Source organism: Luteibacter sp. SVR4-7G, assembly GCF_056755555.1.
Window position 1 is genome coordinate 1 of record NZ_JBPGXO010000060.1, and the last position, 20,019, is coordinate 20,019.

24 protein-coding genes are annotated in these 20,019 nt (G+C 66.9%); 11 read left to right on the plus strand and 13 right to left on the minus strand.

Annotated features, from left to right (window positions below; all coding sequences use genetic code 11):
• The first annotated feature begins 146 nt into the window (after positions 1-146).
• Positions 147-2,252, plus strand: a complete 2,106-nt coding sequence (locus ACR9ZH_RS17050) for a prolyl oligopeptidase family serine peptidase (protein ID WP_481291951.1) — start codon at positions 147-149, stop codon at positions 2,250-2,252.
• 157 nt (positions 2,253-2,409) lie between these two features.
• Here the strand turns inward: ACR9ZH_RS17050 and ACR9ZH_RS17055 are convergent, their stop codons facing one another.
• Complete coding sequence (locus ACR9ZH_RS17055; RefSeq protein WP_481291952.1) at positions 2,410-3,333, minus strand: flavin reductase; 924 nt, start codon at positions 3,331-3,333, stop codon at positions 2,410-2,412.
• A 2-nt stretch (positions 3,334-3,335) separates the two neighbouring features.
• Entirely contained in the window at positions 3,336-3,965 is a 630-nt protein-coding gene (locus ACR9ZH_RS17060) for a class I SAM-dependent methyltransferase (protein WP_481291953.1), read from the minus strand.
• A gap of 95 nt (positions 3,966-4,060) precedes the next feature.
• Here ACR9ZH_RS17060 and ACR9ZH_RS17065 point away from each other — a divergent pair, with 95 nt between their 5' ends.
• From ACR9ZH_RS17065 to hemC, 4 genes are all read left to right on the plus strand, one after another.
• The gene (locus ACR9ZH_RS17065; protein ID WP_481291954.1) at positions 4,061-4,729 is read left to right on the plus strand and encodes an alpha/beta hydrolase; all 669 of its coding nucleotides are present in this window, start codon (positions 4,061-4,063) and stop codon (positions 4,727-4,729) included.
• A gap of 54 nt (positions 4,730-4,783) precedes the next feature.
• Positions 4,784-5,839 carry a sensor histidine kinase gene (locus ACR9ZH_RS17070; RefSeq protein WP_481291955.1) on the plus strand — a complete coding sequence of 352 codons (1,056 nt, stop codon included), beginning with the start codon at positions 4,784-4,786 and terminating at the stop codon, positions 5,837-5,839.
• Positions 5,817-6,524 (plus strand): LytR/AlgR family response regulator transcription factor, encoded by a 708-nt coding sequence (locus tag ACR9ZH_RS17075; protein ID WP_481291956.1) that lies wholly within the window; start codon positions 5,817-5,819, stop codon positions 6,522-6,524. The genes ACR9ZH_RS17070 and ACR9ZH_RS17075 overlap by 23 nt, the downstream gene beginning before the upstream one ends.
• 121 nt (positions 6,525-6,645) lie before the next feature.
• Positions 6,646-7,566, plus strand: coding sequence for a hydroxymethylbilane synthase (gene hemC, locus ACR9ZH_RS17080; RefSeq protein ID WP_481291957.1), 921 nt, complete (start codon positions 6,646-6,648; stop codon positions 7,564-7,566).
• A gap of 158 nt (positions 7,567-7,724) precedes the next feature.
• On the opposite strand, the gene ACR9ZH_RS17085 is transcribed toward hemC, so the two are convergent.
• Together ACR9ZH_RS17085 and ACR9ZH_RS17090 are read right to left on the minus strand one after the other, a co-directional pair.
• Positions 7,725-8,594: a DUF481 domain-containing protein gene (locus tag ACR9ZH_RS17085; RefSeq protein WP_481291958.1), complete on the minus strand. Its 870-nt coding sequence runs from the start codon at positions 8,592-8,594 to the stop codon at positions 7,725-7,727.
• A gap of 29 nt (positions 8,595-8,623) precedes the next feature.
• Complete coding sequence (locus ACR9ZH_RS17090; RefSeq protein WP_481291959.1) at positions 8,624-9,529, minus strand: hypothetical protein; 906 nt, start codon at positions 9,527-9,529, stop codon at positions 8,624-8,626.
• Positions 9,530-9,734: 205 nt separating this feature from the next.
• Here ACR9ZH_RS17090 and ACR9ZH_RS17095 point away from each other — a divergent pair, with 205 nt between their 5' ends.
• Together ACR9ZH_RS17095 and ACR9ZH_RS17100 are read left to right on the plus strand one after the other, a co-directional pair.
• Positions 9,735-10,724: a helix-turn-helix transcriptional regulator gene (locus tag ACR9ZH_RS17095; protein ID WP_481291960.1), complete on the plus strand. Its 990-nt coding sequence runs from the start codon at positions 9,735-9,737 to the stop codon at positions 10,722-10,724.
• 10 nt (positions 10,725-10,734) lie between these two features.
• The gene (locus ACR9ZH_RS17100; RefSeq protein WP_481291961.1) at positions 10,735-11,679 is read left to right on the plus strand and encodes a patatin-like phospholipase family protein; all 945 of its coding nucleotides are present in this window, start codon (positions 10,735-10,737) and stop codon (positions 11,677-11,679) included.
• A gap of 140 nt (positions 11,680-11,819) precedes the next feature.
• Here ACR9ZH_RS17100 and ACR9ZH_RS17105 read toward each other — a convergent pair whose 3' ends face one another.
• The 7 genes from ACR9ZH_RS17105 to ACR9ZH_RS17135 all read right to left on the minus strand — a co-directional run bounded on the left by ACR9ZH_RS17105 (position 11,820) and on the right by ACR9ZH_RS17135 (position 16,406).
• Positions 11,820-12,533, minus strand: coding sequence for a glycosyltransferase (locus ACR9ZH_RS17105; protein WP_481291962.1), 714 nt, complete (start codon positions 12,531-12,533; stop codon positions 11,820-11,822).
• Between the two features lie 172 nt (positions 12,534-12,705).
• Complete coding sequence (locus tag ACR9ZH_RS17110; RefSeq protein ID WP_481291963.1) at positions 12,706-13,440, minus strand: DUF3379 family protein; 735 nt, start codon at positions 13,438-13,440, stop codon at positions 12,706-12,708.
• A complete protein-coding gene (locus tag ACR9ZH_RS17115; protein WP_481291964.1) occupies positions 13,437-13,970 on the minus strand; it encodes a sigma-70 family RNA polymerase sigma factor in 534 nt (177 codons plus the stop codon). The genes ACR9ZH_RS17110 and ACR9ZH_RS17115 overlap by 4 nt, the downstream gene beginning before the upstream one ends.
• A gap of 22 nt (positions 13,971-13,992) precedes the next feature.
• Complete coding sequence (locus ACR9ZH_RS17120) at positions 13,993-14,865, minus strand: ParB/RepB/Spo0J family partition protein (protein ID WP_481291965.1); 873 nt, start codon at positions 14,863-14,865, stop codon at positions 13,993-13,995.
• A 9-nt stretch (positions 14,866-14,874) separates the two neighbouring features.
• Positions 14,875-15,714 carry a ParA family protein gene (locus ACR9ZH_RS17125; protein ID WP_481291966.1) on the minus strand — a complete coding sequence of 280 codons (840 nt, stop codon included), beginning with the start codon at positions 15,712-15,714 and terminating at the stop codon, positions 14,875-14,877.
• Positions 15,715-15,843: 129 nt separating this feature from the next.
• Positions 15,844-16,143, minus strand: a complete 300-nt coding sequence (locus ACR9ZH_RS17130) for a type II toxin-antitoxin system RelE/ParE family toxin (RefSeq protein ID WP_481291967.1) — start codon at positions 16,141-16,143, stop codon at positions 15,844-15,846.
• The gene (locus tag ACR9ZH_RS17135; protein ID WP_481291968.1) at positions 16,140-16,406 is read right to left on the minus strand and encodes a YlcI/YnfO family protein; all 267 of its coding nucleotides are present in this window, start codon (positions 16,404-16,406) and stop codon (positions 16,140-16,142) included. Before ACR9ZH_RS17135 ends, ACR9ZH_RS17130 begins: the two co-directional genes overlap by 4 nt.
• A 199-nt stretch (positions 16,407-16,605) precedes the next feature.
• On the opposite strand from ACR9ZH_RS17135, the gene ACR9ZH_RS17140 reads away from it, so the two are divergent.
• Both ACR9ZH_RS17140 and ACR9ZH_RS17145 read left to right on the plus strand, forming a co-directional pair.
• The gene (locus ACR9ZH_RS17140) at positions 16,606-17,514 is read left to right on the plus strand and encodes an RHS repeat-associated core domain-containing protein (RefSeq protein WP_481291969.1); all 909 of its coding nucleotides are present in this window, start codon (positions 16,606-16,608) and stop codon (positions 17,512-17,514) included.
• Positions 17,507-17,896, plus strand: coding sequence for a hypothetical protein (locus ACR9ZH_RS17145; RefSeq protein WP_481291970.1), 390 nt, complete (start codon positions 17,507-17,509; stop codon positions 17,894-17,896). Before ACR9ZH_RS17140 ends, ACR9ZH_RS17145 begins: the two co-directional genes overlap by 8 nt.
• Before the next feature lie 15 nt (positions 17,897-17,911).
• On the opposite strand, the gene rsmG is transcribed toward ACR9ZH_RS17145, so the two are convergent.
• Complete coding sequence (gene rsmG / locus ACR9ZH_RS17150) at positions 17,912-18,541, minus strand: 16S rRNA (guanine(527)-N(7))-methyltransferase RsmG (RefSeq protein ID WP_481291971.1); 630 nt, start codon at positions 18,539-18,541, stop codon at positions 17,912-17,914.
• Positions 18,542-18,702: 161 nt separating this feature from the next.
• Positions 18,703-19,137 carry an SPFH domain-containing protein gene (locus ACR9ZH_RS17155; protein WP_481291972.1) on the minus strand — a complete coding sequence of 145 codons (435 nt, stop codon included), beginning with the start codon at positions 19,135-19,137 and terminating at the stop codon, positions 18,703-18,705.
• 266 nt (positions 19,138-19,403) lie between these two features.
• On the opposite strand from ACR9ZH_RS17155, the gene ACR9ZH_RS17160 reads away from it, so the two are divergent.
• Complete coding sequence (locus ACR9ZH_RS17160; RefSeq protein ID WP_481291973.1) at positions 19,404-19,655, plus strand: hypothetical protein; 252 nt, start codon at positions 19,404-19,406, stop codon at positions 19,653-19,655.
• Positions 19,655-19,918, plus strand: a complete 264-nt coding sequence (locus ACR9ZH_RS17165; RefSeq protein ID WP_481291974.1) for a hypothetical protein — start codon at positions 19,655-19,657, stop codon at positions 19,916-19,918. Before ACR9ZH_RS17160 ends, ACR9ZH_RS17165 begins: the two co-directional genes overlap by 1 nt.
• Positions 19,919-20,019 lie beyond the last annotated feature (101 nt).

Sequence of the window (20,019 nt, forward strand, 5' to 3'; positions counted from 1 at the left end):
AGATGTGTATAAGAGACAGCGACATGTTTTGAGGCCGTGAGCAACTGGCCCTGTTAGGCCTCGCGAAAAGCTGTCGCGCGCAGGCGCGCTCCTACGCGCGGGCGTGGCGTTTGCTACCCTCGGAAATCCTCCACGGAGTCCAGCCCATGCGTGTCCTCGTCCCCCGCCTCCTTGCCGCCAGCCTGTGCCTTGCCTTCGGCGCGCAGGCCGCCACCTCCACCCCGCCGCCGGCGACGCCGAAGCGCACGGTTTCCGAGACCCTCGCGGGCCAGCCGGTGAAGGATCCGTACCGCTGGCTCGAGAACCCCGAGGCGGCCGACGTCAAGCAGTGGATCGACGCGCAGAATGCCTATACCGAAGCCGCCATCGGCGCCATGCCGCTGGGCAAGGCCCTGAGCAACCGGATCCGCGAGCTCTCGATCACTTCCACCACGCGTTCCTCGCCCACCCTCGCCGGTGGCACCCTGTTCTACTTCGAGAACACGCCGCCGCAGCCGCAGCCCGTGCTGGTCGCCAAGGCCTGGCCGGACGGGAAGACGCGCACGCTGGTGGACCTCAACCAGGGCGACGGCAGTACCGCGATCACGGCCTACTGGCCGTCGCCGAGCGGCCGTTACCTCGCTTACGGCACCGCCGAGGGCGGCAGCGAACTGACCACCATCCATTTCCTGGATACGAGCACGGGCAAAGCGCTGGGCGACGTGCTGCCCTTCGCCGGCGGCGGCACCACGCCGCAGGCGCTGGCCTGGGACGCCGACGAGAAGGGCGTGACCTATGCGCGCTTCGATGCTCCCGCGGCCGGCAAGCCCCTGCGTGAATTCGACGCCTACCTCGCCCACCACGTCATCGGCCAGCCCGCCGCGAAGGACACGGTCGTATTCGGGAAGGGCTATTCGCATGTGGCCGAGTACATCCTCAAGGAAAGCGAGGGCGGCAAGGCCACGGCCCTGCTGGCCAACGAAGGCGACGGTGGCCCGGCCGAGGTCTACCTGCGCGAAGGCAAGGGTGCCTTCAAGCACGTACTCGGCCGCGAAGCCGACGTACGCGAGGCGAGCTGGGTGGGCGACCGCCTTTACGTGGTGACCTTCGCCGGCACGCCGCGCGGCAGGATCATCGCGATCGGCGCAGATGGCAAGGCCACCGACGTGCTCGCCGAAGGCAAGGGCGCCATCCAGCACGTGACGGCACTCGGCGAGGGCTTCCTCGTCGTGCGCAGCGCCGGCCCGGACTGGTGGGCCGACCAGTACGACGCCAAGGCCGGCTTCGTGCGCCGCGTGCCACTGCCTGCGACCGGCATCGCCATCGGCGGCGTCGCCGCCGAAAAAGGCCAGGGCAAGGCGCTGATTTCCTACGCGGGCTGGACGCAGCCCACGCGCTGGGCCGAATACGACGGTGCCACCGGTGCGATGAAGACCATCTTCGAAGTGAAGCCCGCTGCCGACTATTCGAAGGTGCGCGTGACCCGCGTCGAAGGCACCTCGAAGGACGGCACGAAGATCCCGGTGACGGTCATCGCGATGGACGGCACGACGCCGAACGGGAAGCGTCCGACCATCCTGTACAGCTACGGCGGCTTCGGTATCCCGGTGACGCCGGGTTTCATCGGCGCGAACCTGGCCTGGCTGGAGCGCGGTGGCGTGCTGGCCTACGCCAACATCCGCGGCGGCAACGAGTTCGGCGAGGCATGGCACGAACAAGGCCAGAAGACGCGCAAGCAGAACGTGTTCGACGATTTCTATGCGGCCTCGCAGGCGCTGGTCGATACGAAGTGGACCGACACGAAGCACCTCGGCATCCTCGGCGGCAGCAACGGCGGCCTGCTGATGGGCGCGGCGCTCACGCAGCATCCGGAGCAGTTCCGTGCCGTGGTCGGCGCCGTAGGCATCTACGACGTGCCGCGTCACGAGACCGCGTTCTCCAACGGTCCGTACAACGTGAGCGAGTACGGCAGCGTGTCCGATCCCGTGCTGGCGAAGGCCATGCTGGCCTACTCGCCCCTGCACAACGTGAAGAAGGGCACGAACTATCCCGCGGTGCTGCTGACCACCGGCGCGAACGACCCGCGCGTCGCGCCGTGGCAGTCGCGCAAGTTCGCCGCCGCGCTGCAGGACGCCAGCACCTCGGGGCACCCGGTGCTGCTGCTCACCCGCATGAACGCCGGCCACGGCATCGGCGCGCCCTTCAGCCAGCGCGTGGGCAACCAGGCGCTGTCGATGACGTTCTTCGCGACGGAACTGGGGCTCGGCGAATAGGCCCAGGCACGCCGTGCCATCTGTAGGAGCGGCCATCGGCCGCGACAGCCTTTCGCCACGCCCATGAGCTGGCGCGCAGATTCGAAAACTGGGGCGTAAAGCTGTCGCGGCCGAGGGCCGCTCCTACATCAGACGGGAGTCGTCAAGAAAGGAGTCGTCACGCTTCCGGCAGAGGAGTGCCGAGGCGAGTCCGGTAGTGCTGGTGGAACCCCGCGGTGTGGTGCAGTTGCGCGCCATCGCCAGCGTCCTCGGTGGTGACGACCCTGCACAGGAAGAACGTGTGCGAACCGATGACCTGGCTGTGGACGATGGACAGCTCCTGCACGCGCAGCGCCGACCCTAGCGTCGGAATGTCGAACTCGGGGGAACGGCTAAGCGGGAAGGGAAGCGCGCTCCAGGCTGCCAGAGCATCCTTGTGGTGTCGTGCGAGCTGGTAAATGGTGGGCTTCATCGAGGCCGGCGGATGCGACAGCGCCACGCGACGCGCCTCGCTCATCGTGGGCTCCGAAACGTTGCTGCTGCGCAAGGCCAGCGAAAAGAGCCCACTGCCTTCCAACGGCCCGATGAGATCCATGGGAAAGATGTTGCGGTGGCCTTCCGCCTCTACCGACACCAAGACCACGGGGCGGGGCGAAAGGTACGTGATCATGAGTTGCTGCGCGGCAACGGGCTCCATGTTCAGGTGGTTCCTCGCCCGGTTCTTCAGCATGCTTCGATTCTGCCGCCACGCGGTCAATGCACGGAACGGCCAGCCGAGGCAGTAATGCCTGCCCTCCTCGACCTGGTACAGGTTGAGCCGCGCGTTGTCGGCCTCGATGCTCCCTTCCTTCCTGAGACGTAGCACGCCGAGCACGCGTCCCGTGAGGCGATCGCTGTACTGGAGCAGGGGCCGCTGCCCGCCGTCGATGCTGGTCGCGATCGTCAGCGGCTTCAGCGACGCGACCGTGTGGTCGCGGGTGGCATCTGCATGGCCGCCGTCCCAAAGGAGCTCGGCACTCACGAACTGCGCCGACGGCTCGACGGCGACCGTCGCCCACTGCGGCACGGGCCGCATGATGCGGCGGATGGCGTTCCGTAACACGGTCAGGTGCGCCTGAAGAGCAGGAACAGATAGGGCTCGGTCAACATGCCGAGCCCACGCGGAAACAGGCGTTCCATGCGGAAGTAGGGCGCGGCGGAGCGCGCCAGCACGCGCGGGGCGAAGCGATGGATGCCGCTTTCCGTGTGGAACGAATAGGCGCCGTGGCGAAGCAGGTTCAGGAGGTTCCTTCGCCACCAGCCGTACCTCGCGTCGCTGAGGAAATAGGCATTGAGCATGCTGGCAAGAACGAATCCGCCGGGCTTGACCACGGTGTACAGCTGCTCGAAAAGCGGCGTGTGGTCGGCGATGTGGTTGAGCACGGCGAAGTTGGCGGTCACCGCGCCGACATGGCACGGAAGCGCTGCGTCGACCTGGATCGTCGAACCGCGGGCGATTTCCTCCCGGCAATACACTTCGAGGTGCCCGCGCATCGATGGAGACGGTTCGTAGACGTAGGTCCGGTGGCCGCTGGCGGCATAAGCCTTCGCATCGATACCCGTGCCGGCTCCGAAATCGAGCACGTCGGCACCGTCCGCCAGGAGGCCCAACGCCAGCTGCTGGAAACGGTCGCGCACCGCCACTTCCCGCCGGGACGTCAGGAAGAACTGGTGGTACTGCTCCCCGGTATGCATCGCCAAACACCTCGCACAGTTGGGGGTGAGTGCGTTCCGGCCCGGCAAAGGTTTCGCCCCTGCTACGATGCGCCCCTGCCGAAGGAGTCCCCACGATGCCCCTGCCTACCGTCGAACACGAAACACGCCCCTCGCCGGCCTGGTCGGTCATCTGGCTGCACGGCCTGGGTGCCGACGGCGACGATTTCGCGCCGATCGTCCCGGAACTGGTCGATGCCGCGTGGCCGGGCGTGCGCTTCGTGTTTCCGCATGCGCCGGTGCGTCCGGTCACGGTGAACAACGGTGTGCCGATGCGGGCCTGGTACGACATCAAGGGCCTCGCCATCGCAGACAAGCAGGATGCCCCGGGCATCCGCGCCTCGATCGGCGAGGTCGAAGCATTGATCGCGCGCGAGGTGGAGCGCGGCGTGCCGGCGTCGCGGATCGTGCTTGCGGGGTTCTCGCAGGGCGGTGCGATGGCGCTGTCGGCGGGTCTGCGCCATCGCGAATCGCTGGCCGGCATCCTCGTGCTTTCGGCCTATCTGCCCTTGCACGACACCATCGAGGCCGAGCGCAGCGGGGCGAACCACGCCACGCCGATCTTCTGGGGTCACGGCAGCGCCGACCCGGTCGTGCCGATGGTCCTGGGCGAGCAGTCGCGCCAGGCGCTGGAGACGCTTGGCCATCGCATCGAATGGCACACCTATCCCATGGGCCACCAGGTGAGTGCGCCGGAGATCGCGGACATCCGCGCCTGGCTGTCGGAGCGCTTCGCGGGGCGATGACGCCCCTCTGCGGGAGCTGCTCCCACAAAAAGCGCCTTCCTGCATACTCACCGCATGCCCGAACCCCGAGACATTCCACGACAGCCATCCGCGCCGCTGCCCGATTTCTGCAGCCTGCCCGTGCTGTTCGCCCTGCTGGTGGTCGGGGCGCTGACGGTCACGCTGATGTGGCTGGCACCGGGGAACGGCGGCGACCTGCGCGACTACAGCATCGCCGTGCTGTTCACCAGTTGGCTTTCGATCCTGCTCACCGTGGCGCTGTGCAAGCTGCGTCCCTGGATGCAGCAACTGCCCTGGCTCCTGCCTTATGCCGCGGTGTGGTTCCTGCTGGTGATCACGGTCGGCCTCAGTGCCGCCGTCCTCGGCTGGATCGACCGCAACCTGGGCGCGGGCCTCAGCCCGGCGTCGGGCTTCCGCTTCGTACGCGACTGCATGCTCGCCACCGGACTGCTCGGCGCGGGCCTGTTGCGCTATTTCTACGTGGTGGCGCAGTGGCAGGCGCGCGTCGCCGCCGCGGCGCAGGCACAGGTCGCCGCGTTGCAGGCGCGCATCCGGCCGCACTTCCTCTTCAACAGCATGAACGCCGTGGCCGCCCTCATCCGGGTCGATCCGGACGCCGCCGAGCGCACAGTGGAGAACCTGGCCGAACTGTTCCGCGCCGCGCTGGGCAGCGACCAGGCCTCGTTGGGAACGCTGGGCGAGGAGTGGGCCCTGGTGGACCGTTACCTGGAGATCGAGGCGCTGCGCCTGGGCGAACGCCTTCGCGTGGAGCGCGATATCGACGTACCGGCGGAGCTTCCGTTGCCACACCTGCTGCTCCAGCCGCTGGTGGAGAACGCGATCCGCCACGGCGTGCAACCGCTGCGGGAAGGCGGCACGATCCGCCTCGGCGGCCGCCGGGTGCCGGGCGGCGTGGAGATCGTCGTGGACAATCCCATGGCCGACGCGCCGGCCACGCCGGGCAATGGGCATGGCCTGCGGAACGTGCGCGAGCGCGTGCGTTTCCATTTCGGGGAACGCGCAACGGTGCGCGCCGAGACGCGCGACGGCCGCTTCATCGTGAGCGTGTTCCTGCCGGAGGCCGCGCATGCGCGTACTGATCGCCGATGATGAACCGCTCGCACGGGTCCGCCTGCGCGGCCTGCTGGCACGCCGCGCCGATGTGACCGTGGTCGGCGAGGTTGCCGATGGCGAGGCGATGCTCGAGGCGTGTACCGAACTCGCCCCCGACCTCGTCCTGCTCGACGTGGAGATGCCCGGATTGACCGGAACGGCGGCGGCGCGCCGGCTCGCCGCCATGCCTGCTCCGCCCCAGGTGGTGTTCTGCACGGCTTACGAACAGCACGCGCTCAGCGCCTTCGACGTCGGCGCGACGGACTACCTGCTGAAACCGGTGCGCGCGGAGCGTCTGGACGAAGCGCTCGATCGCGCGGCCGCGCGGCGGCCGTCGCCGCGCGCGGAACGTGGCGCCTGGCTGCGTGCCCGCAGCGGCGCCGACGAGGTGCGCGTGGCCCTGGACGACGTGCTCTATCTGCTGGCGGACGAAAAGTACGTGGCCGTGCATCACGCCGGCGGCATGTGGTTGATCGACGAATCGCTGCGCCAGTTGGAAGCCGCGCATGGCGAGCGGCTGGTCCGCCTGCATCGCAACTGCCTGGTACCCCGGTCCCGGCTGCAAGGCCTGAAGACGCTGCCCGATGGCCGCGTGCTCGCGCGGTTGTCCGGCACCGAAGTAGCCCCCGAGGTCAGCCGGCGCAACCTGCCCGCGGTCCGCCAGTTGCTGCGGTCGGCGTGAGTCGACGAGCCCGTCATTCCTGCGAAAGCAGGAATCCAGCGTCTTGCACGCCGGCGCTGCGCCCGCCGGCCATTTGCGGGACAATTCTCTCCTTCGTCCGTTTCGTCCCGGCTGGAAAGCAATGACCGCACCGCTCCGCATCGCCACCCGCAAAAGCGCGCTGGCTCTCTGGCAGGCCGAACACGTGGCTGCCTTGTTGCGCCAGGCGCATCCGGGGCTGGTGGTGGAACTGGTACCGTTGTCCACGCGCGGCGACGAGATCCTCGACCGCTCGCTGGCGACGATCGGCGGCAAGGGTCTGTTCCTGAAGGAACTGGAGGTTGCCATCCTCGAGGGCCGGGCCGATATCGCCGTGCACTCGCTGAAGGACGTGCCGGCCGAACTGGAGCCGGGTTTCGTGCTCTCCGCGATCCTTCCGCGGGCGGACGCGGCGGACGCCTTCATCAGCAACGATTACGGCACCCTGGCCGACCTGCCGAACGGCGCCCGCGTCGGCACCTCGTCGTTGCGCCGGCAGGCGCAGGTGCGCGCACTGCGCCCGGACCTCCAGCTGCTGGACCTGCGCGGCAACGTGAACACGCGCCTGGCCAAGCTGGACGAGGGCCACTACGAGGCCATCATCCTCGCCTGCGCGGGGGTGGAGCGGCTCGGCATGGTCGCGCGCATCCGCCACCGCCTGGCCAGCCCCGACTGGCTGTCCGCGCCCGGGCAGGGCGCGATCGCGGTCGAGTCGCGCGAGGCCGACCTGCGCGTGAGCGAACTCATGGCGGCCCTGAACGACGCGGAGACACGCATCGCGGTGGACGCGGAGCGCGCGATGAACGAGAAGCTCGGCGGAAGCTGCGCGGTGGCGATCGGCGCATGGTGCGTGGTCGCCGAATACGGCCTCACCCTTCACGGACTGGTGGGCGACGCGGCCACCGGCGAACTGCTGCGCGCGCAGGCCGACAGCCAGGGCGACACGCCGGTGGCGCTGGGGCACGAGGTGGCGGCGATGCTGCTGGCGCAGGGCGCCGACGAATTGTTGAAGCCGCAGCGTTAGCGCGCCTCGCGCGATGTAGGAGCGCGCCTGCGCGCGCTGATCTTTTGAGGCCGTGACCCCGAGTTGGCGCGCCAGCTTGGGGACTGGCGCGAAAAGATGTCGCGCGCGTTGCGCGCTCCTACATCAGGCGATGAGGCGTCGAGGACGCGATCGACCGCTTAGAAGTTATAGACGAGGTTGGTCGTCGTCAGCTTGTCGGTGCTCTGCGTGCCCGGCTGGGTGTCGCTGTTGTAGCGGATCTGGTAGCCGACCTTCAGCGCCATCTTCTTCGTCATGCTGACCGAGAGGCCGATGTCGTTCTGGTAGTACTGGTTCTTCGAACCCGCTTCCACCAGCAGCGTGTCTTCCAGTGCCGTGTTGTCGGTGAGGCGGTATTTGGCGTTGACCAAGCCGCGGCCGACCACTTCGCTTTCGGCGTCCGGTTTGTAGGTTTCGCTCACGGCATTGCCGCCGGCATCCACGACCGGCGTGCCGTCAGGATTCAGCACGGCGCGCTCGGACTTCGCAGGCTGGTAGCGCTTGAAACCGGGACCGATTTCGAAGGACAGCTCGGCGCGCTCGTTCTTGAGCGCGATGTAGCCGTAGCCTACCGAGATGATGCCCTGCCAGAGATTGGCGCCGAAATCGTCGTGCTCGTAACGCGCTGCCGTCACCACGTAGCTGCGCGGGTCGAACTTGTAGCCCACCGAAGCGCCCGTGTCGTAGCGGTTCGCCGTGGTGCTGAACTTGTCCACCGTGTTGCCGTTGCCGTCCTCTACCGACACCTCGCCCTTCGAGCGCAGGCCGTTGAGGAAGAAGTTGTTCTTCCAGACCTCGTTCTCCTGGCTCAGGCCGAGCTTGGCATTGGCGTTCTCGGAACGGGAATTGCCGCGCGAGGAAGCGAAGCCGAATTCACCGGAACCCGTCCAGCCGCCGTTCTGGGCGGAGTCGGAATTCGAGTTGGAGTTGGCGTTGGCGTTGGCGTCCTGGGCCGATACCGCGAAAGGCAGGGCGGCGAGGACGAGCGTGGCGATAAGGAGTTTTTTCATCGTCTACCCGGATGGTGGAAGGGAAACCGTCATGCGTGGCCCGCGACGAGCCGGCCGTATGCGCGGCCGTAGAGGCGCTGCTCGAGGCATTGACCGACAACGCAGCTTAACGCGGCCAGAGCGGCCGACAGTGCGTGGGCCGGTCCCGCGGGGTGGGAAATGAGGAGCAGGCTGGGGAGGCCGACGGACAGCATGGCCACCGCGACCCGTCCTCCCAGCAGGGAAGCGGCGCCGCGTCCGCTGGCAAAACGCTCGCCGGCACCGTTGTCCTCGGCCAGCCTGCGCAGCGCCCGCCAGCGCATGCCTTCGACGAAGCCGAGCGCGAGGGCCACCGCGAGCAGGCCCAGCCGCCATGGATTGAACGGCTCGATCGGTGTCTCGGTCTGCAGTGCGACGCAAAGCCAGAACCAGAGGCCGCCGGCGAACACGGCCCAGGTCGCACGCCCCAGCGGCAACGCATTGCCGACCGACGCCAGCGCCGGCGGCAGGTCCCGCGACACGCCGCGCGCGGTATAGACCAGGGTGGCCAGGCTGCACAGCATGAGCGCGGCACCGGCCACGCGGGTGGCCCAGAAATCGTTGCCGCCGCGGGCGAGACCGGCGAGGGCCAGCATAGGGAGGAAATTGACCATCGCGATCATGCCTTCCAGCGTCGGCATCATCCGCTTCACGGGATTCCAGCCATGCCAGTCGGAGGCGAACGGCAGCCGCAGGCAGGTCGCGACGAGCCCGGAGGCGACGAAAACCAGGCCGATCGACAGGGGTACCAGGACTTCGCCGCGCCCGTCCGGATAGGTACCCAGCGCCAGCGCCGTCCCGAGCACCATCCACAGGCCGTAGCCGGTCCCGGTGGCCGTCTGGATGACCACGCTCGGGGTGGAGAACAGGTTGCGGGGGTCGAGCACGACGGAGGGCGTCTCGGTCGGTTCCGCCATGGTCGGGGAAGGCCTTCGGCGAATCGCAAAGAGGCATTCTTGCGCCTTATGGCGCTCGGCGCAAACCGGGGGCCACGCCGATCCATTCGCGCAAATGCCGCCGACTTGCGGAGCGGCCCGCCCACCGCCATGCTTCGGGCCGTAGATACGGGCGTCACGCCCGCACGGACACACTTTCCGCAAGCTCCATCTGCCGGCGACACCCATGGACCGCTACGAGCGCATTCTGACCCTGCACCGCCTGCTTAAGTCCGCCCATTACCCGGTGCCGCTGTCCCGCCTGATGGACGAACTGGAATGTTCGCGGGCCACGCTTTACCGCGACGTGGCTTTCCTCCGCGACGCGCTCGGGGCACCCGTGCAGAGCGTGGCGGGCGAGCAGGCCTCGTTCCGCTACGAAGCGGGCGAAGGCGACAGCTTCGAACTGCCCGGGCTCTGGCTGACCAGCGACGAGCTGGCCGCGCTGATGGCCCTCAACGAACTGATCGGCCGCTCCGATCCCGGCGTGCTGGCCGGTGCGCTCGCGCCGTTCAAGGCGCGCATCGAGCGCCTGCTCTCCGACCACGGCAGCGGCAAGGCCTTGCCGGTCGACCGCATCCGGGTGATTTCCTGGGGCGCGCGCAAGATGGACCAGCAGGTGTTCCGCATCGTCGCGGGCGCCGTGCTCGAGCGCCGCCAGCTGAGCTTCCGCTACCGCGCGCGCACCACGAATTCCGATACCAAGCGCACGGTGTCGCCGCAGCGCCTCACTCACTATCGCGACAACTGGTACCTCGACGTGTGGGACCACGACCGCGAGGCGCTGCGCAGTTTCGCCGTGGACCGCATCGCCGATCCGCAGGCGCTGGATGGAAAGGCGAAGGACGTGGAGGAGGCCGAGCTCAACGACCTGCTCGCATCCAGCTACGGCATCTTCGCCGGCAAGCCGAAAGCCTGGGCCACCATCCGCTTCTCCTCCCACGCCGCGCGCTGGGTGGCGGACGAGCACTGGCATTCCCAGCAGAAGGGCGAGTGGTTGCCTGACGGCCGCTACGAACTGAAGGTGCCGTATTCGAATTCGCGCGAACTGCTGATGGACGTGCTCAAGTACGGCCCCGACGCGGAGATCGTGTCGCCGCTGCCGTTGCGCGAGGAAATGAAGATCCTGCTGCAGCTCGCACTGTCCGGTTACCAGGCCAACGGAAACCACCACTGAAGGCCGGTCCGTGAGCGATCTCGACATCGCCGCCGGCCAGGGTGCCCTGTCCGCCACGAACGCGCCGCGCAAGCCGCGCGTGGCCCTGGCGCTCGGCGCGGGTGCGGCGAAAGGTCTCGCGCATATCGGTGCCATCGAGGTCCTCGAGGAGCGCGGTTACGAGATCGTCGCCGTGGCCGGCACGTCGATGGGCGCGCTCATCGGCGGCATCTATGCAATGGGCAAGCTCGACGTCTACCGCGACTGGGTGTCCACGCTGGCCCGCTTCGATGTGCTGCGCCTGGTGGACTGGAGTTTCTCGGGTGGCGGCTTCATCAAGGGCGACCGCATCATGGCGGCGCTGCGCGAGCTGATCGGCGAGGTGAACATCGAGGACCTCGAGCTGGCCTACACGGCCGTGGCCACCGACATCGATCGCGAACGTGAAGTGTGGCTCACCCGCGGGCCGCTGTTCGACGCCATCCGCGCGTCGATCGCCATACCCACGCTGTTCCGTCCCTACACGCACGATGGCCGCCGCCTCGTCGACGGCGCCCTGCTGAACCCTCTGCCCGTGCTGCCGCTGATGCGCGAGGACGCCGACTACGTGGTGGCGGTGAGCGTGGACGGCACGGCGGAAATGCAGAAGCCGCCGGAAAAGGATGTCACGGCGGTGGCCGACAGGGGCTACGCGGCAAAGCTCGGCCGTCTGCTCGGTCGCGTGCGCGCACAGGGCGGGCCGAAAATCCGCGACCCGGGCATGTTCGAGTTGATGACCCAGTCGATGGACCTCATGCAGGCCAACCTCTCGCGCCTGCGCCTGGCCGCGTACCCGCCCGACCTGCTGATCGAGATACCGCGCAACGTGTCGACGGTGTACGAGTTCTACCGCGCGCGCGAGCTGATCGAACTGGGACGGGAACGCACGGCGAAGGCGCTGGACGCGTGGAAGCCGCGCTTGCCGGCAAGCCGCTGAGCACACCGGGCCTCGGCCAGATGCGCGCCTGCGCGCTGTAGGAGCGCGCCTTGCGCGCGACAGCTTTTCGCGAAGAGCGGCAGGGCCTGTTGCTCACGGCCCCAAAAGCTGTCGCGCGCAAGGCGCGCTCCTACACCCCCTCAGAGTTCTTCGGTGCGGGTGACTTTCGCGCGGCGCATCAGCCAGGCGACGCCGCGCAGGTCGGCGAGGCCGACCCAGAGGCGGTCGAGCATGCCGTACTTCGAGGTTCCCGCCGTGCGCGGGCGGTGGCCCACCGGCACGCTCTGGCTGGTAAAACCGGCGCGCTTCACCAGCGCCGGAAGGTAACGGTGCATGTGGTCGAAGTAGGGCAGGCGCAGGAAGGTCTCGCGTTCGAACAGCTTCAGGCCGCAGCCGGTGTCGGGCGTGTCGTCCTGGAGCATGCGCGAGCGCACGCCGTTGGCGATCTTCGAGGAGATGCGCTTGTTGAAGCTGTCGCGGCGGGTGACGCGCCAGCCGGCGAAAAGCTTCACATCCGGCGCCGCCTGACGCGCGGCGAGCAGTTTCGGGATGTCGGCGGGATCGTTCTGGCCGTCGCCGTCCAGCGTGGCGATCCAGGGCGCGCGGGCGGCGCGCACGCCGTTCCACACAGCCGTGCTCTGCCCGCTGCGGGTAACGTGGCGGATGATCCGCAACTCCGGGTACTGCGCCTTCGCCGCCGTGAGCACGGCGACGCTGTCGTCGGTGCTGTCGTCGTCGACGTAGATGATCTCGAAGTCGATCCGCCCACGCAGGGCCGATGCAATCTCGGCGAGGAGGGGCGGGATGTTGTCGCGCTCGTTGAAGACGGGCACGACCACGGCGAGATCGGTCATCGCGGTTCCGGGGCAGCGGGATTCGGGGCGGCATTATCGCCCAAGCGGCCTGCCGGGGACACCGTGGGACCGCACGATGCCCGGCATGACCGGTGGGAGCCGGCTATGCCGGCGATCCCGCGGCAGCGGGCAACCTGCCGCTGGCGCCTGTCGCCGCGGAAGACCGTAAGGTTCAGATCTGCCCGACGCTCCGCGGCGCCGGACCCTCGATGGCCGCACGCCAGCCCCGTTCCACCGCGGCCATGGTCTGCCGGCTGGCATCCTGGGCCATCACCACGAGCGTGCCGCCGCTGAGGGCCACCTCGCGGCCTTCCCAGCCGTCGCGGTGGAAGTCGGCGCTCTTGTCGATCATCTTGCCGGGCATGTACAGCGCCACCACCGGCTCGTCGTTCATCCGCGTGACGAGGTGTACCGCGGGATACGGACCGACCCGGCAATCGTGGACGTAGGTGACGCCGACCGGCGCCGGGCCTTTGAGATGCGCGGCACGGCCCGCGAAGCCCGCCTCCACCTGCGCGTCCGTCATGGGGTGGGTGAGATTCAGCGCGTCGATTTCCTCGGCCATGTGCGCGACCGCCAGGGCCGGCAGCGAGTTGCTGTCGGCCTGGTGCCAGAACAGCCCGGCTCCCATGAAGACGATGAGCGCCGCGGCCGCCACGGCCATCCAGCTGCGGCGTCGCCGGACCTGCTGGCGCCGCTCGCCGGTGGCCTGGGCAAGCAGGATGCGATCGGCCAGACCTTCGGGCACGGGGACGGTCAGCGCGGCCTCGAGATCGTCCTCGAAACGCTGTGCGCGCTGCCAGAACGCGGCGCAGCCTTCCTTGCAGGTATCGCGGTGGGCGAGAAGTTCGGGATCGCGCGAGCGCGGCTCGGCGCCGATGCGGCGGCGGAAGTCGAGGCAATTCATTTCCGGCCCCCCTCGGCCGCGGCGCGTCCGCCCAGCAAGGCCTTCAGGCGCTGGCGCGCACGGAACAGCTGGGTCATCACGGCACCGGGCTGCTGCCCGGTGCTTTCGGCGATCTCTTCGCAGGTCATGCCGCCGAGCACCTGCATGGCCAGCGGATCGCGGTATTTGTCGGGCAGCTTGAGCATCGCCTCGCGCACCTGCGCGGCGTCGCCGCTGCGTTCCGGACTGGCAAAGAGGGTGTCCTCGGGCACGTTATCGTCCAGCTCCACCAGCTCCAGCCGCTTGCGCTCGTACAGCCGGGCATGTTCCCGCCGGAGGATCGTGATGAGCCAGGGCTTGGCCGCGTCCACGTCGCGGAGGGCGTCAAGGTTCTTCCACGCGCGCAGGAAGGTCTCCTGGACCAGGTCCTGAGCGACCGTTTCGGAGCGCGACAACCAGAAGGCGTACCGGAAAAGGTCGGCCGACAGGGCGCGCACCATGGCTTCGTACTGGCGCTGCTTCGGATTCACACCTTCTTGGACCGGCGCCATGAGCTTTGTCTTACACGTGGGTCTAGCGGACTTTGCTGAGGATGCCGTCGAGCTCGTCGAGGCTGTGGTAATGGATCACCAGCTTGCCCTTGCCGCCGCGGCCATGCGCGACTTCCACGCGAGTGGCGAAGCGCTCGGCCAGCTCGCGCTCGAGGTTGGCGATGTTCGGGTCTGCCACTGGCGCCTTGGCCTTGCCCTTCGGAGCGAGCTGCGCCTTGCGCGCCGCTTCCTCCAGCTCGCGCACGGTCCAGCCGTTGCGCGCGGCCTCCAGCGCCAGCGGCTCGGCGACGGTGGCCGGAAGCGTCAGCAGGGCGCGGGCGTGGCCCATCTCCAGCTTGCTCTCGTCGAGCAGCTGCTTGATGGACTGCGGCAGTTCCATGAGCCGGAGCAGGTTCGACACCGCCGCGCGCGAGCGGCCGACGGCGTCGGCGGCCTGCTGGTGGGTGAGGTCGAACTCGTCGATCAGGCGCTGCAGGGCCTGGGCCTCTTCCAGCGGGGTGAGTTCCTGGCGCTGGATGTTCTCGATCAGCGCCATCGCGAGCACGGACTGCTCCGGCACGTCCTTCACCAGCGCCGGAATCTCGCTCATGGAGGCGCGCTGGGCGGCGCGCCAGCGGCGCTCGCCGGCGATCAGTTCATAGCTGTCCTTACCGATGGAGCGGACCACCACCGGCTGGATCAGGCCCTGGGCCTTGATCGAGGCGGCCAGTTCGTCCAGCGCCTCGTCGTTCCAGTGGCGGCGCGGCTGGTACTTGCCGGCCTGGATCTGCTGGATCGGCAGCATGCGCAGCTCGCCTTCCTGCTCGACGATCGAGGGGGTGGCGGCGGGACCCGCGCCGCCGCCGAGCAAGGCGTCGAGGCCACGGCCGAGTCCACGTTTCTTCGCTGCTGCCATGGAAACTCCTTAAGACACGGCGCCGGTGGAATCCGGCGCGGCTTCGTCGATGTCGTTCACGGCGGACTCCACGGCGGCGCCGTGAAGCGCCCGTTCGCGGCGGATGATCTCGCCGGCCAGGCCGATATAGGCGATGGCGCCGCGCGATCCGCGGTCGTACAGATGGATGGGCTGCCCGTGGCTGGGCGCCTCAGCCAGGCGCACGTTGCGCGGAATGATCGAGCGCAGCACCTTTTCGCCGAAATGCTGGGTGAGCTGGGCCGAGACTTCGTTGCCGAGGTTGTTGCGCACGTCGTACATGGTCCGCAGCAGGCCTTCCACCTCGAGCCCGGGATTGAGGCGCTGGCGCACCGCCTCGATGGTGTCGAGCAGGCTCGAGAGGCCTTCCAGTGCAAAATACTCGCACTGCACGGGGATCAGCACGCCGTCGGCGGCGGTCAGCGCGTTCAGGGTGAGCAGGTGCAGCGACGGCGGGCAGTCGATCAGGATGGTGTCGTAGCGGTCCGCGATCTTGGCCAGCTGCTCCTTCAGGCGCTGCTCGCGGGCCAGGCCGTCCATCAGCTTGAGCTCGGCGGCGGTCAGGTCGCCGTTGCCCGGGAGCAGGTCGAAGCCGGCCTCGGTGCGGACCAGCACGTCGGCGATGGGCGCCTCGTCCAGCAGCACCTCGCACCCGTTCGGCTTGGCCTCGTGCTTGTCCACGCCGGACGCCATCGTGGCATTGCCCTGCGGATCGAAGTCGACGAGCAGCACCTTGCGCTTCGCGGCGGCCAGGGCCGCGGCGAGGTTCACGGAGGTGGTGGTCTTGCCGACGCCGCCCTTCTGGTTGGCGACTGCGATGATGCGGGCCATGGGTTACCGGTAGCTGCCGTGCGCGGAAAGGGAGCTAGGTTAGCATCGACCGGCCACCGGGCCCTAGGTGCCAGTGGGGCTTGGCTTGGTGAGAACCGAGTTGTCGGCGGGCGCTCGCAACCGCCTTCCTCAATGATAGTCGTCTTCCAGCTGATGGCGGACGGCGAGAATGGTCACCATCTGCCCAGCTTCGATTTCGTAGAGCGCGACGTAGCCCGATGCGCCGTAGGAGACCAGAAGCTCCCGGATCATCGGGTCGCCCGGAACACCTGTTCGACCGATGAATGGCGAGGTTTCCAATACATGGATGGCTTCGCGGATCGAGGCCAGGGCATGGCAGGCGCTCCCGGGATCGCGCTCGGCCTGGAACCCGTAAAGCCGCACCAGGTCGGCTGCCGCCTCTTCCGTGAAGCGAATGCGGTGGGTCATCCCTTGTCCTCAGCGTCGCCGGCAATCGCCTCCAGTTCCGCCAGTACCTCTTCCGCGGAACGATACCTCTGACGCTGCCGCGCCGCGTCGCGTGCAGCAAGGCCGCGCTCGATGAACGCCTTCTGGAGCCTGCGTCGGGTAGCGAGAGCGATCACGGCCTCGGTGACGAAGCTCGTCATGCTCTCGTTCGGCCCCAGCATTTCTTCCGCATCGCGGCGCACCTGAGGCGTCACGCGGATCGGCGGTAGCAGTTCGCTTTTCATTGCGGTCCTTAGATGCCTTATGTATAGCAAATGTAACACACTCTCCTACAAGGACCTTCGGACATTCCGGTGGGCCCGTAGTAGGCGCGCGGGCTCGCCCGGAGGACTTGCCGGCAGCACATCCTCAGGCCAATACTCATTCGACGGGTACTGCGGTCGGGTAGCGATCGCTAACAGATTGCTTCAGGGGGCTGAGAGCATGCGCTTATCGGTTATGGCGTTAACAGCGGGCATGGCGTTTACGACGCCTTCCGCGTGGGCGGCAAAGACGGTCACTTACTATTACTCCGATCCTCAGGGCACACCACTCGCGGAGACCGATGAGGTTGGGAACACAACGAAAGTATTTGAGTACCGTCCCTATGGGACCGATGCACTCAACACTTCCATGGGTGAAAGAGGCGTCGGTTTTACCGGGCACGTGGCTGACGACGAGACAGATCTCATTTATATGCAAGCCAGGTTTTATGATCCTGGCACGGGTCGCTTTCTCTCCATGGACCCGCAAGGCATGCAGGCGGGTGTTGGCGATATTTTCTTCGCCAATCGTTTCGCTTATGCGAATAATTCCCCAAGCCGCTACTCGGATGACCATGGCGATCGACCTGGCGATCACTTTCGATCGCCTCAAGCCGCGGCCTTGGATGCCTTGAAGTACATCAATAGTCGATCAATGGCGGAAAATGTCGAGTATCAAGGATACATCGTCGTCTCTGGCGAGAATGACTTTGTCGCTACCGAACCGGTAAGGCTTTCCATCGACGGTGGTAGTACCGATGCAACGCCGCCTGGTGCGATCGGTGATTATCATACTCATGGCGACTGGTCGACAGGACCGAAAGACGACCTTGTCAGAACCGACGACCCTTCAAAAGACAGCGTCAATAGCGCTCAATTTTCATTGAATGACATAAAGCGCTATGTCACGTTGGCATCAATGTTAGGTCATCAATATCGCGGATACCTGGGTACACCAGCGAGTACCTACCTGTTCTTCGACGCCACGACCCGCAAGTCCGGCGATTTGCAAAAGCTTGTGGATGCAGAGCAGAAGGCGTGGGAAGAGAAAGAGCGAATTCGACGAGAGATGAGCCCTGAAAATGATTGACCATATGGATAAGGCCGCTCGCATTCTGTTCTTTGGTTCGGCGCTGCCGTTGTTCGCAGCCACGGGTGCCGCGGCCCAGTCCGTGCCAGACCTCCCACCCATTCCCGATAGCCTGGCGACGGCGAGCATTCCACGCGTGGAGTCGTGTGATTCCATCAATTGCGATGTTAGCTTGGAGCAAATCAAGGCCTTCGACAAAGCGCGCGGGCTCTACATCCGCGATGCGATTGCGGCGCCAACCTACTCGGTTGTTTTCGGACAGGAAAATGGGAGCATTGCGATCACATTCATTCCCTCGCCGCTCGGTACGCGCGGTCGGGCCGTGACTTATCTGTTTGACTCATCCGGCTCTGAAATGCAGCGGAGCTATATCAACCGATGAAGTCCGGGCTCGATGTCATGCGCGATGGATAACGACGAGGTGTCGCTCGCCCTCGACCTCCGGCACCGTCAACGCATGGATAGCCTCCACCCGGAAGCCCGCCGGGACGCCGTCCAGCTCCTCGGCCGGATGCTTCCCCTTCATGGCCAGCCAGACGCCGTTCGGCGCCAGCAGGTGGCCGCCCCAGGCCAGCATGTCGGCCAGCGAAGCGAACGCCCGCGCAGTGATGCATTCGAACGTGCCCTCGACGTCTTCCACGCGGCTCTGCAGGGCCTTCGCGTTGCCGAGCTTCAGCGAGCGGATGGCCTCGCGGAGGAAGCGGACTTTCTTGCCGTTGGAGTCGACCATCAGCACTTCGCGTGCCGGCTCGGCGATGGCGAGCGGAATACCCGGAAGGCCCGGGCCCGTGCCGAGGTCTGCCAGCGAGCGCCCGTGCACATAGGGCAGGATCGCCAGCGAATCCAGCAGATGCCGCGCAACCATCTCGCGGTCGTCGCGGATCGCGGTGAGGTTATAGGCCGAGTTCCAGCGCTCGAGCAGCTCGCGATAGTCGAGCAGGCGCTCCACCGATCCCTCGGGCAAGGCCACGCCAAGAGTGGCGATGCCACGTTCGAGCTGGATTTGCAGGGCGTCGCGCGTGGTCATGCGGCTTGGAAGCGTGGGAAAGGGGGAGAAGTATGAAAGCCCGAGCGCTGCCAGGTCCACCTGCTCCCACGCCGGCCATGCAGGTCATCCTGCGAACCAGGCGGCATCGAAAGGACGCCATTGGCAGATGAGCCAATGGCGTTGTCCGAGGATCGAACGAATCAGGCGGCGTCGAGTTCGACGCGGGTAACCAGCATGCCGCGGGCGCGAAGCGAGCCGTTCACAGCGTGCTTGAGCTGGGTGCCCACGGCACGGCGGTCGGTCTCGTGGGCGCTGCTCGTGTCACGCAGGGCGGCGACGACGTTGGTGCGGATGAGTTCCGGCGCTTCGTCGATGACTTCGTCGGCAACTTCCGGCTCGAGGACCTGCCAGTAGACGGTGCCGCCTTCGAAACGGAGCACCTGGCCGCCGAGGTCGATCTTGTGGGCGACGCGGTCGATCACCGGCAACACGACATGGGTGCCGGCGGTAAGCAGCGCCGGCGCGCGGCCCAGACGGCGCACCGTGTAGACCTGCCCCTCGGGAATACGCCGGACCGAGATCGCCGCAAGGGCGAAGGCTAGGAAGGTCGTGGCGATGAGGGCTGTGGTCAACATGGCTGCTACATCAGAGGGTTATCGGCTTTTCCTGCGGTGTCAGGCAACGAAATGCTGCATGACGATGAATAGAGGATGGGTTAATTGTAATTTAACGGCTTGCTTTAACGCAAGTTTTACCAGCGTCCCCTATTCAGTTAACGGACGGATTGGTCAAAACTTAAGCAACTCCTGCCATCTGGCGACGGTTTGACCGGTTGGCCACAAATGATAATAATTATCAATCAGTCAACCGCCCGGCCTCGCCCATGGATCTTCTCGGCTGCATGGCAGCGCTCCTCGCCATGGCCCTCGCCTACCTGTCGTCGCATAACCAGCGGTTCCTGCAGGTACCACTGGGCCGTGCGGCGAAAATCGCCGCCTGGGCTCTCGGCGTCGCCGCCCTGATCGCCTGGGTCACGAGCGAAACTGCGCTTCCCGGCATCTTCGCGGCGCTCACGGCGCTGATGTTCGGCGCGGTGATCCTGCCGTACATCACCTGGTTCTTCCGCCCCGCCACCGGACGGAGGCCGCGCTGATGCTCGCCAAGACCTTCGCCGGGATCGTGCTCGGCCTGCCCCTGTCCATGGCCGTGGTGTCGCTGGCTATCTGGGTATGGCCAGGCTCGAGCGAGTCCGTGGTCATTCCGATGCTCACCCTGTTCTTCCCGCTCTGGATCGGCGTCATGGCCGCCACCTTCCTCTTCCGCAGCGGTGCCCGTGCATGGGCATGGCTCGCCGTGGCCAACCTCGGCGCCTTCGCCGCGCTGTTCCTCGCCAAGCACACGCTGCCGGGGCTCTGACGGTGAAAGCTTCCACCGTCCGCACCTTCACCACCGTGCACACCTGGACCGGCCTCCTCGCCGGCTTCGCCCTGTTCATCGCGTTCTATGCCGGCGCCCTC

Excerpts from the sequence above, each read along its gene's own strand:
- ACR9ZH_RS17065 (WP_481291954.1), top strand. The coding sequence starts at position 4,061 with ATGCCCCTGCCTACCGTCGAACACGAAACACGCCCCTCGCCGGCCTGG.
- ACR9ZH_RS17085 (WP_481291958.1), bottom strand. The coding sequence starts at position 8,594 with ATGAAAAAACTCCTTATCGCCACGCTCGTCCTCGCCGCCCTGCCTTTC.
- rsmG (WP_481291971.1), bottom strand. The coding sequence starts at position 18,541 with ATGACCACGCGCGACGCCCTGCAAATCCAGCTCGAACGTGGCATCGCC.
- ACR9ZH_RS17160 (WP_481291973.1), top strand. The coding sequence starts at position 19,404 with ATGGCAGCGCTCCTCGCCATGGCCCTCGCCTACCTGTCGTCGCATAAC.
- hemC (WP_481291957.1), top strand. The coding sequence starts at position 6,646 with ATGACCGCACCGCTCCGCATCGCCACCCGCAAAAGCGCGCTGGCTCTC.
- ACR9ZH_RS17165 (WP_481291974.1), top strand. The coding sequence starts at position 19,655 with ATGCTCGCCAAGACCTTCGCCGGGATCGTGCTCGGCCTGCCCCTGTCC.
- ACR9ZH_RS17050 (WP_481291951.1), top strand. The coding sequence starts at position 147 with ATGCGTGTCCTCGTCCCCCGCCTCCTTGCCGCCAGCCTGTGCCTTGCC.
- ACR9ZH_RS17145 (WP_481291970.1), top strand. The coding sequence starts at position 17,507 with ATGATTGACCATATGGATAAGGCCGCTCGCATTCTGTTCTTTGGTTCG.
- ACR9ZH_RS17120 (WP_481291965.1), bottom strand. The coding sequence starts at position 14,865 with ATGGCAGCAGCGAAGAAACGTGGACTCGGCCGTGGCCTCGACGCCTTG.
- ACR9ZH_RS17060 (WP_481291953.1), bottom strand. The coding sequence starts at position 3,965 with ATGCATACCGGGGAGCAGTACCACCAGTTCTTCCTGACGTCCCGGCGG.
- ACR9ZH_RS17075 (WP_481291956.1), top strand. The coding sequence starts at position 5,817 with ATGCGCGTACTGATCGCCGATGATGAACCGCTCGCACGGGTCCGCCTG.
- ACR9ZH_RS17115 (WP_481291964.1), bottom strand. The coding sequence starts at position 13,970 with ATGGCGCCGGTCCAAGAAGGTGTGAATCCGAAGCAGCGCCAGTACGAA.
- ACR9ZH_RS17125 (WP_481291966.1), bottom strand. The coding sequence starts at position 15,714 with ATGGCCCGCATCATCGCAGTCGCCAACCAGAAGGGCGGCGTCGGCAAG.
- ACR9ZH_RS17070 (WP_481291955.1), top strand. The coding sequence starts at position 4,784 with ATGCCCGAACCCCGAGACATTCCACGACAGCCATCCGCGCCGCTGCCC.
- ACR9ZH_RS17140 (WP_481291969.1), top strand. The coding sequence starts at position 16,606 with ATGCGCTTATCGGTTATGGCGTTAACAGCGGGCATGGCGTTTACGACG.
- ACR9ZH_RS17105 (WP_481291962.1), bottom strand. The coding sequence starts at position 12,533 with ATGACCGATCTCGCCGTGGTCGTGCCCGTCTTCAACGAGCGCGACAAC.
- ACR9ZH_RS17110 (WP_481291963.1), bottom strand. The coding sequence starts at position 13,440 with ATGAATTGCCTCGACTTCCGCCGCCGCATCGGCGCCGAGCCGCGCTCG.
- ACR9ZH_RS17090 (WP_481291959.1), bottom strand. The coding sequence starts at position 9,529 with ATGGCGGAACCGACCGAGACGCCCTCCGTCGTGCTCGACCCCCGCAAC.
- ACR9ZH_RS17130 (WP_481291967.1), bottom strand. The coding sequence starts at position 16,143 with ATGACCCACCGCATTCGCTTCACGGAAGAGGCGGCAGCCGACCTGGTG.
- ACR9ZH_RS17135 (WP_481291968.1), bottom strand. The coding sequence starts at position 16,406 with ATGAAAAGCGAACTGCTACCGCCGATCCGCGTGACGCCTCAGGTGCGC.
- ACR9ZH_RS17095 (WP_481291960.1), top strand. The coding sequence starts at position 9,735 with ATGGACCGCTACGAGCGCATTCTGACCCTGCACCGCCTGCTTAAGTCC.
- ACR9ZH_RS17155 (WP_481291972.1), bottom strand. The coding sequence starts at position 19,137 with ATGTTGACCACAGCCCTCATCGCCACGACCTTCCTAGCCTTCGCCCTT.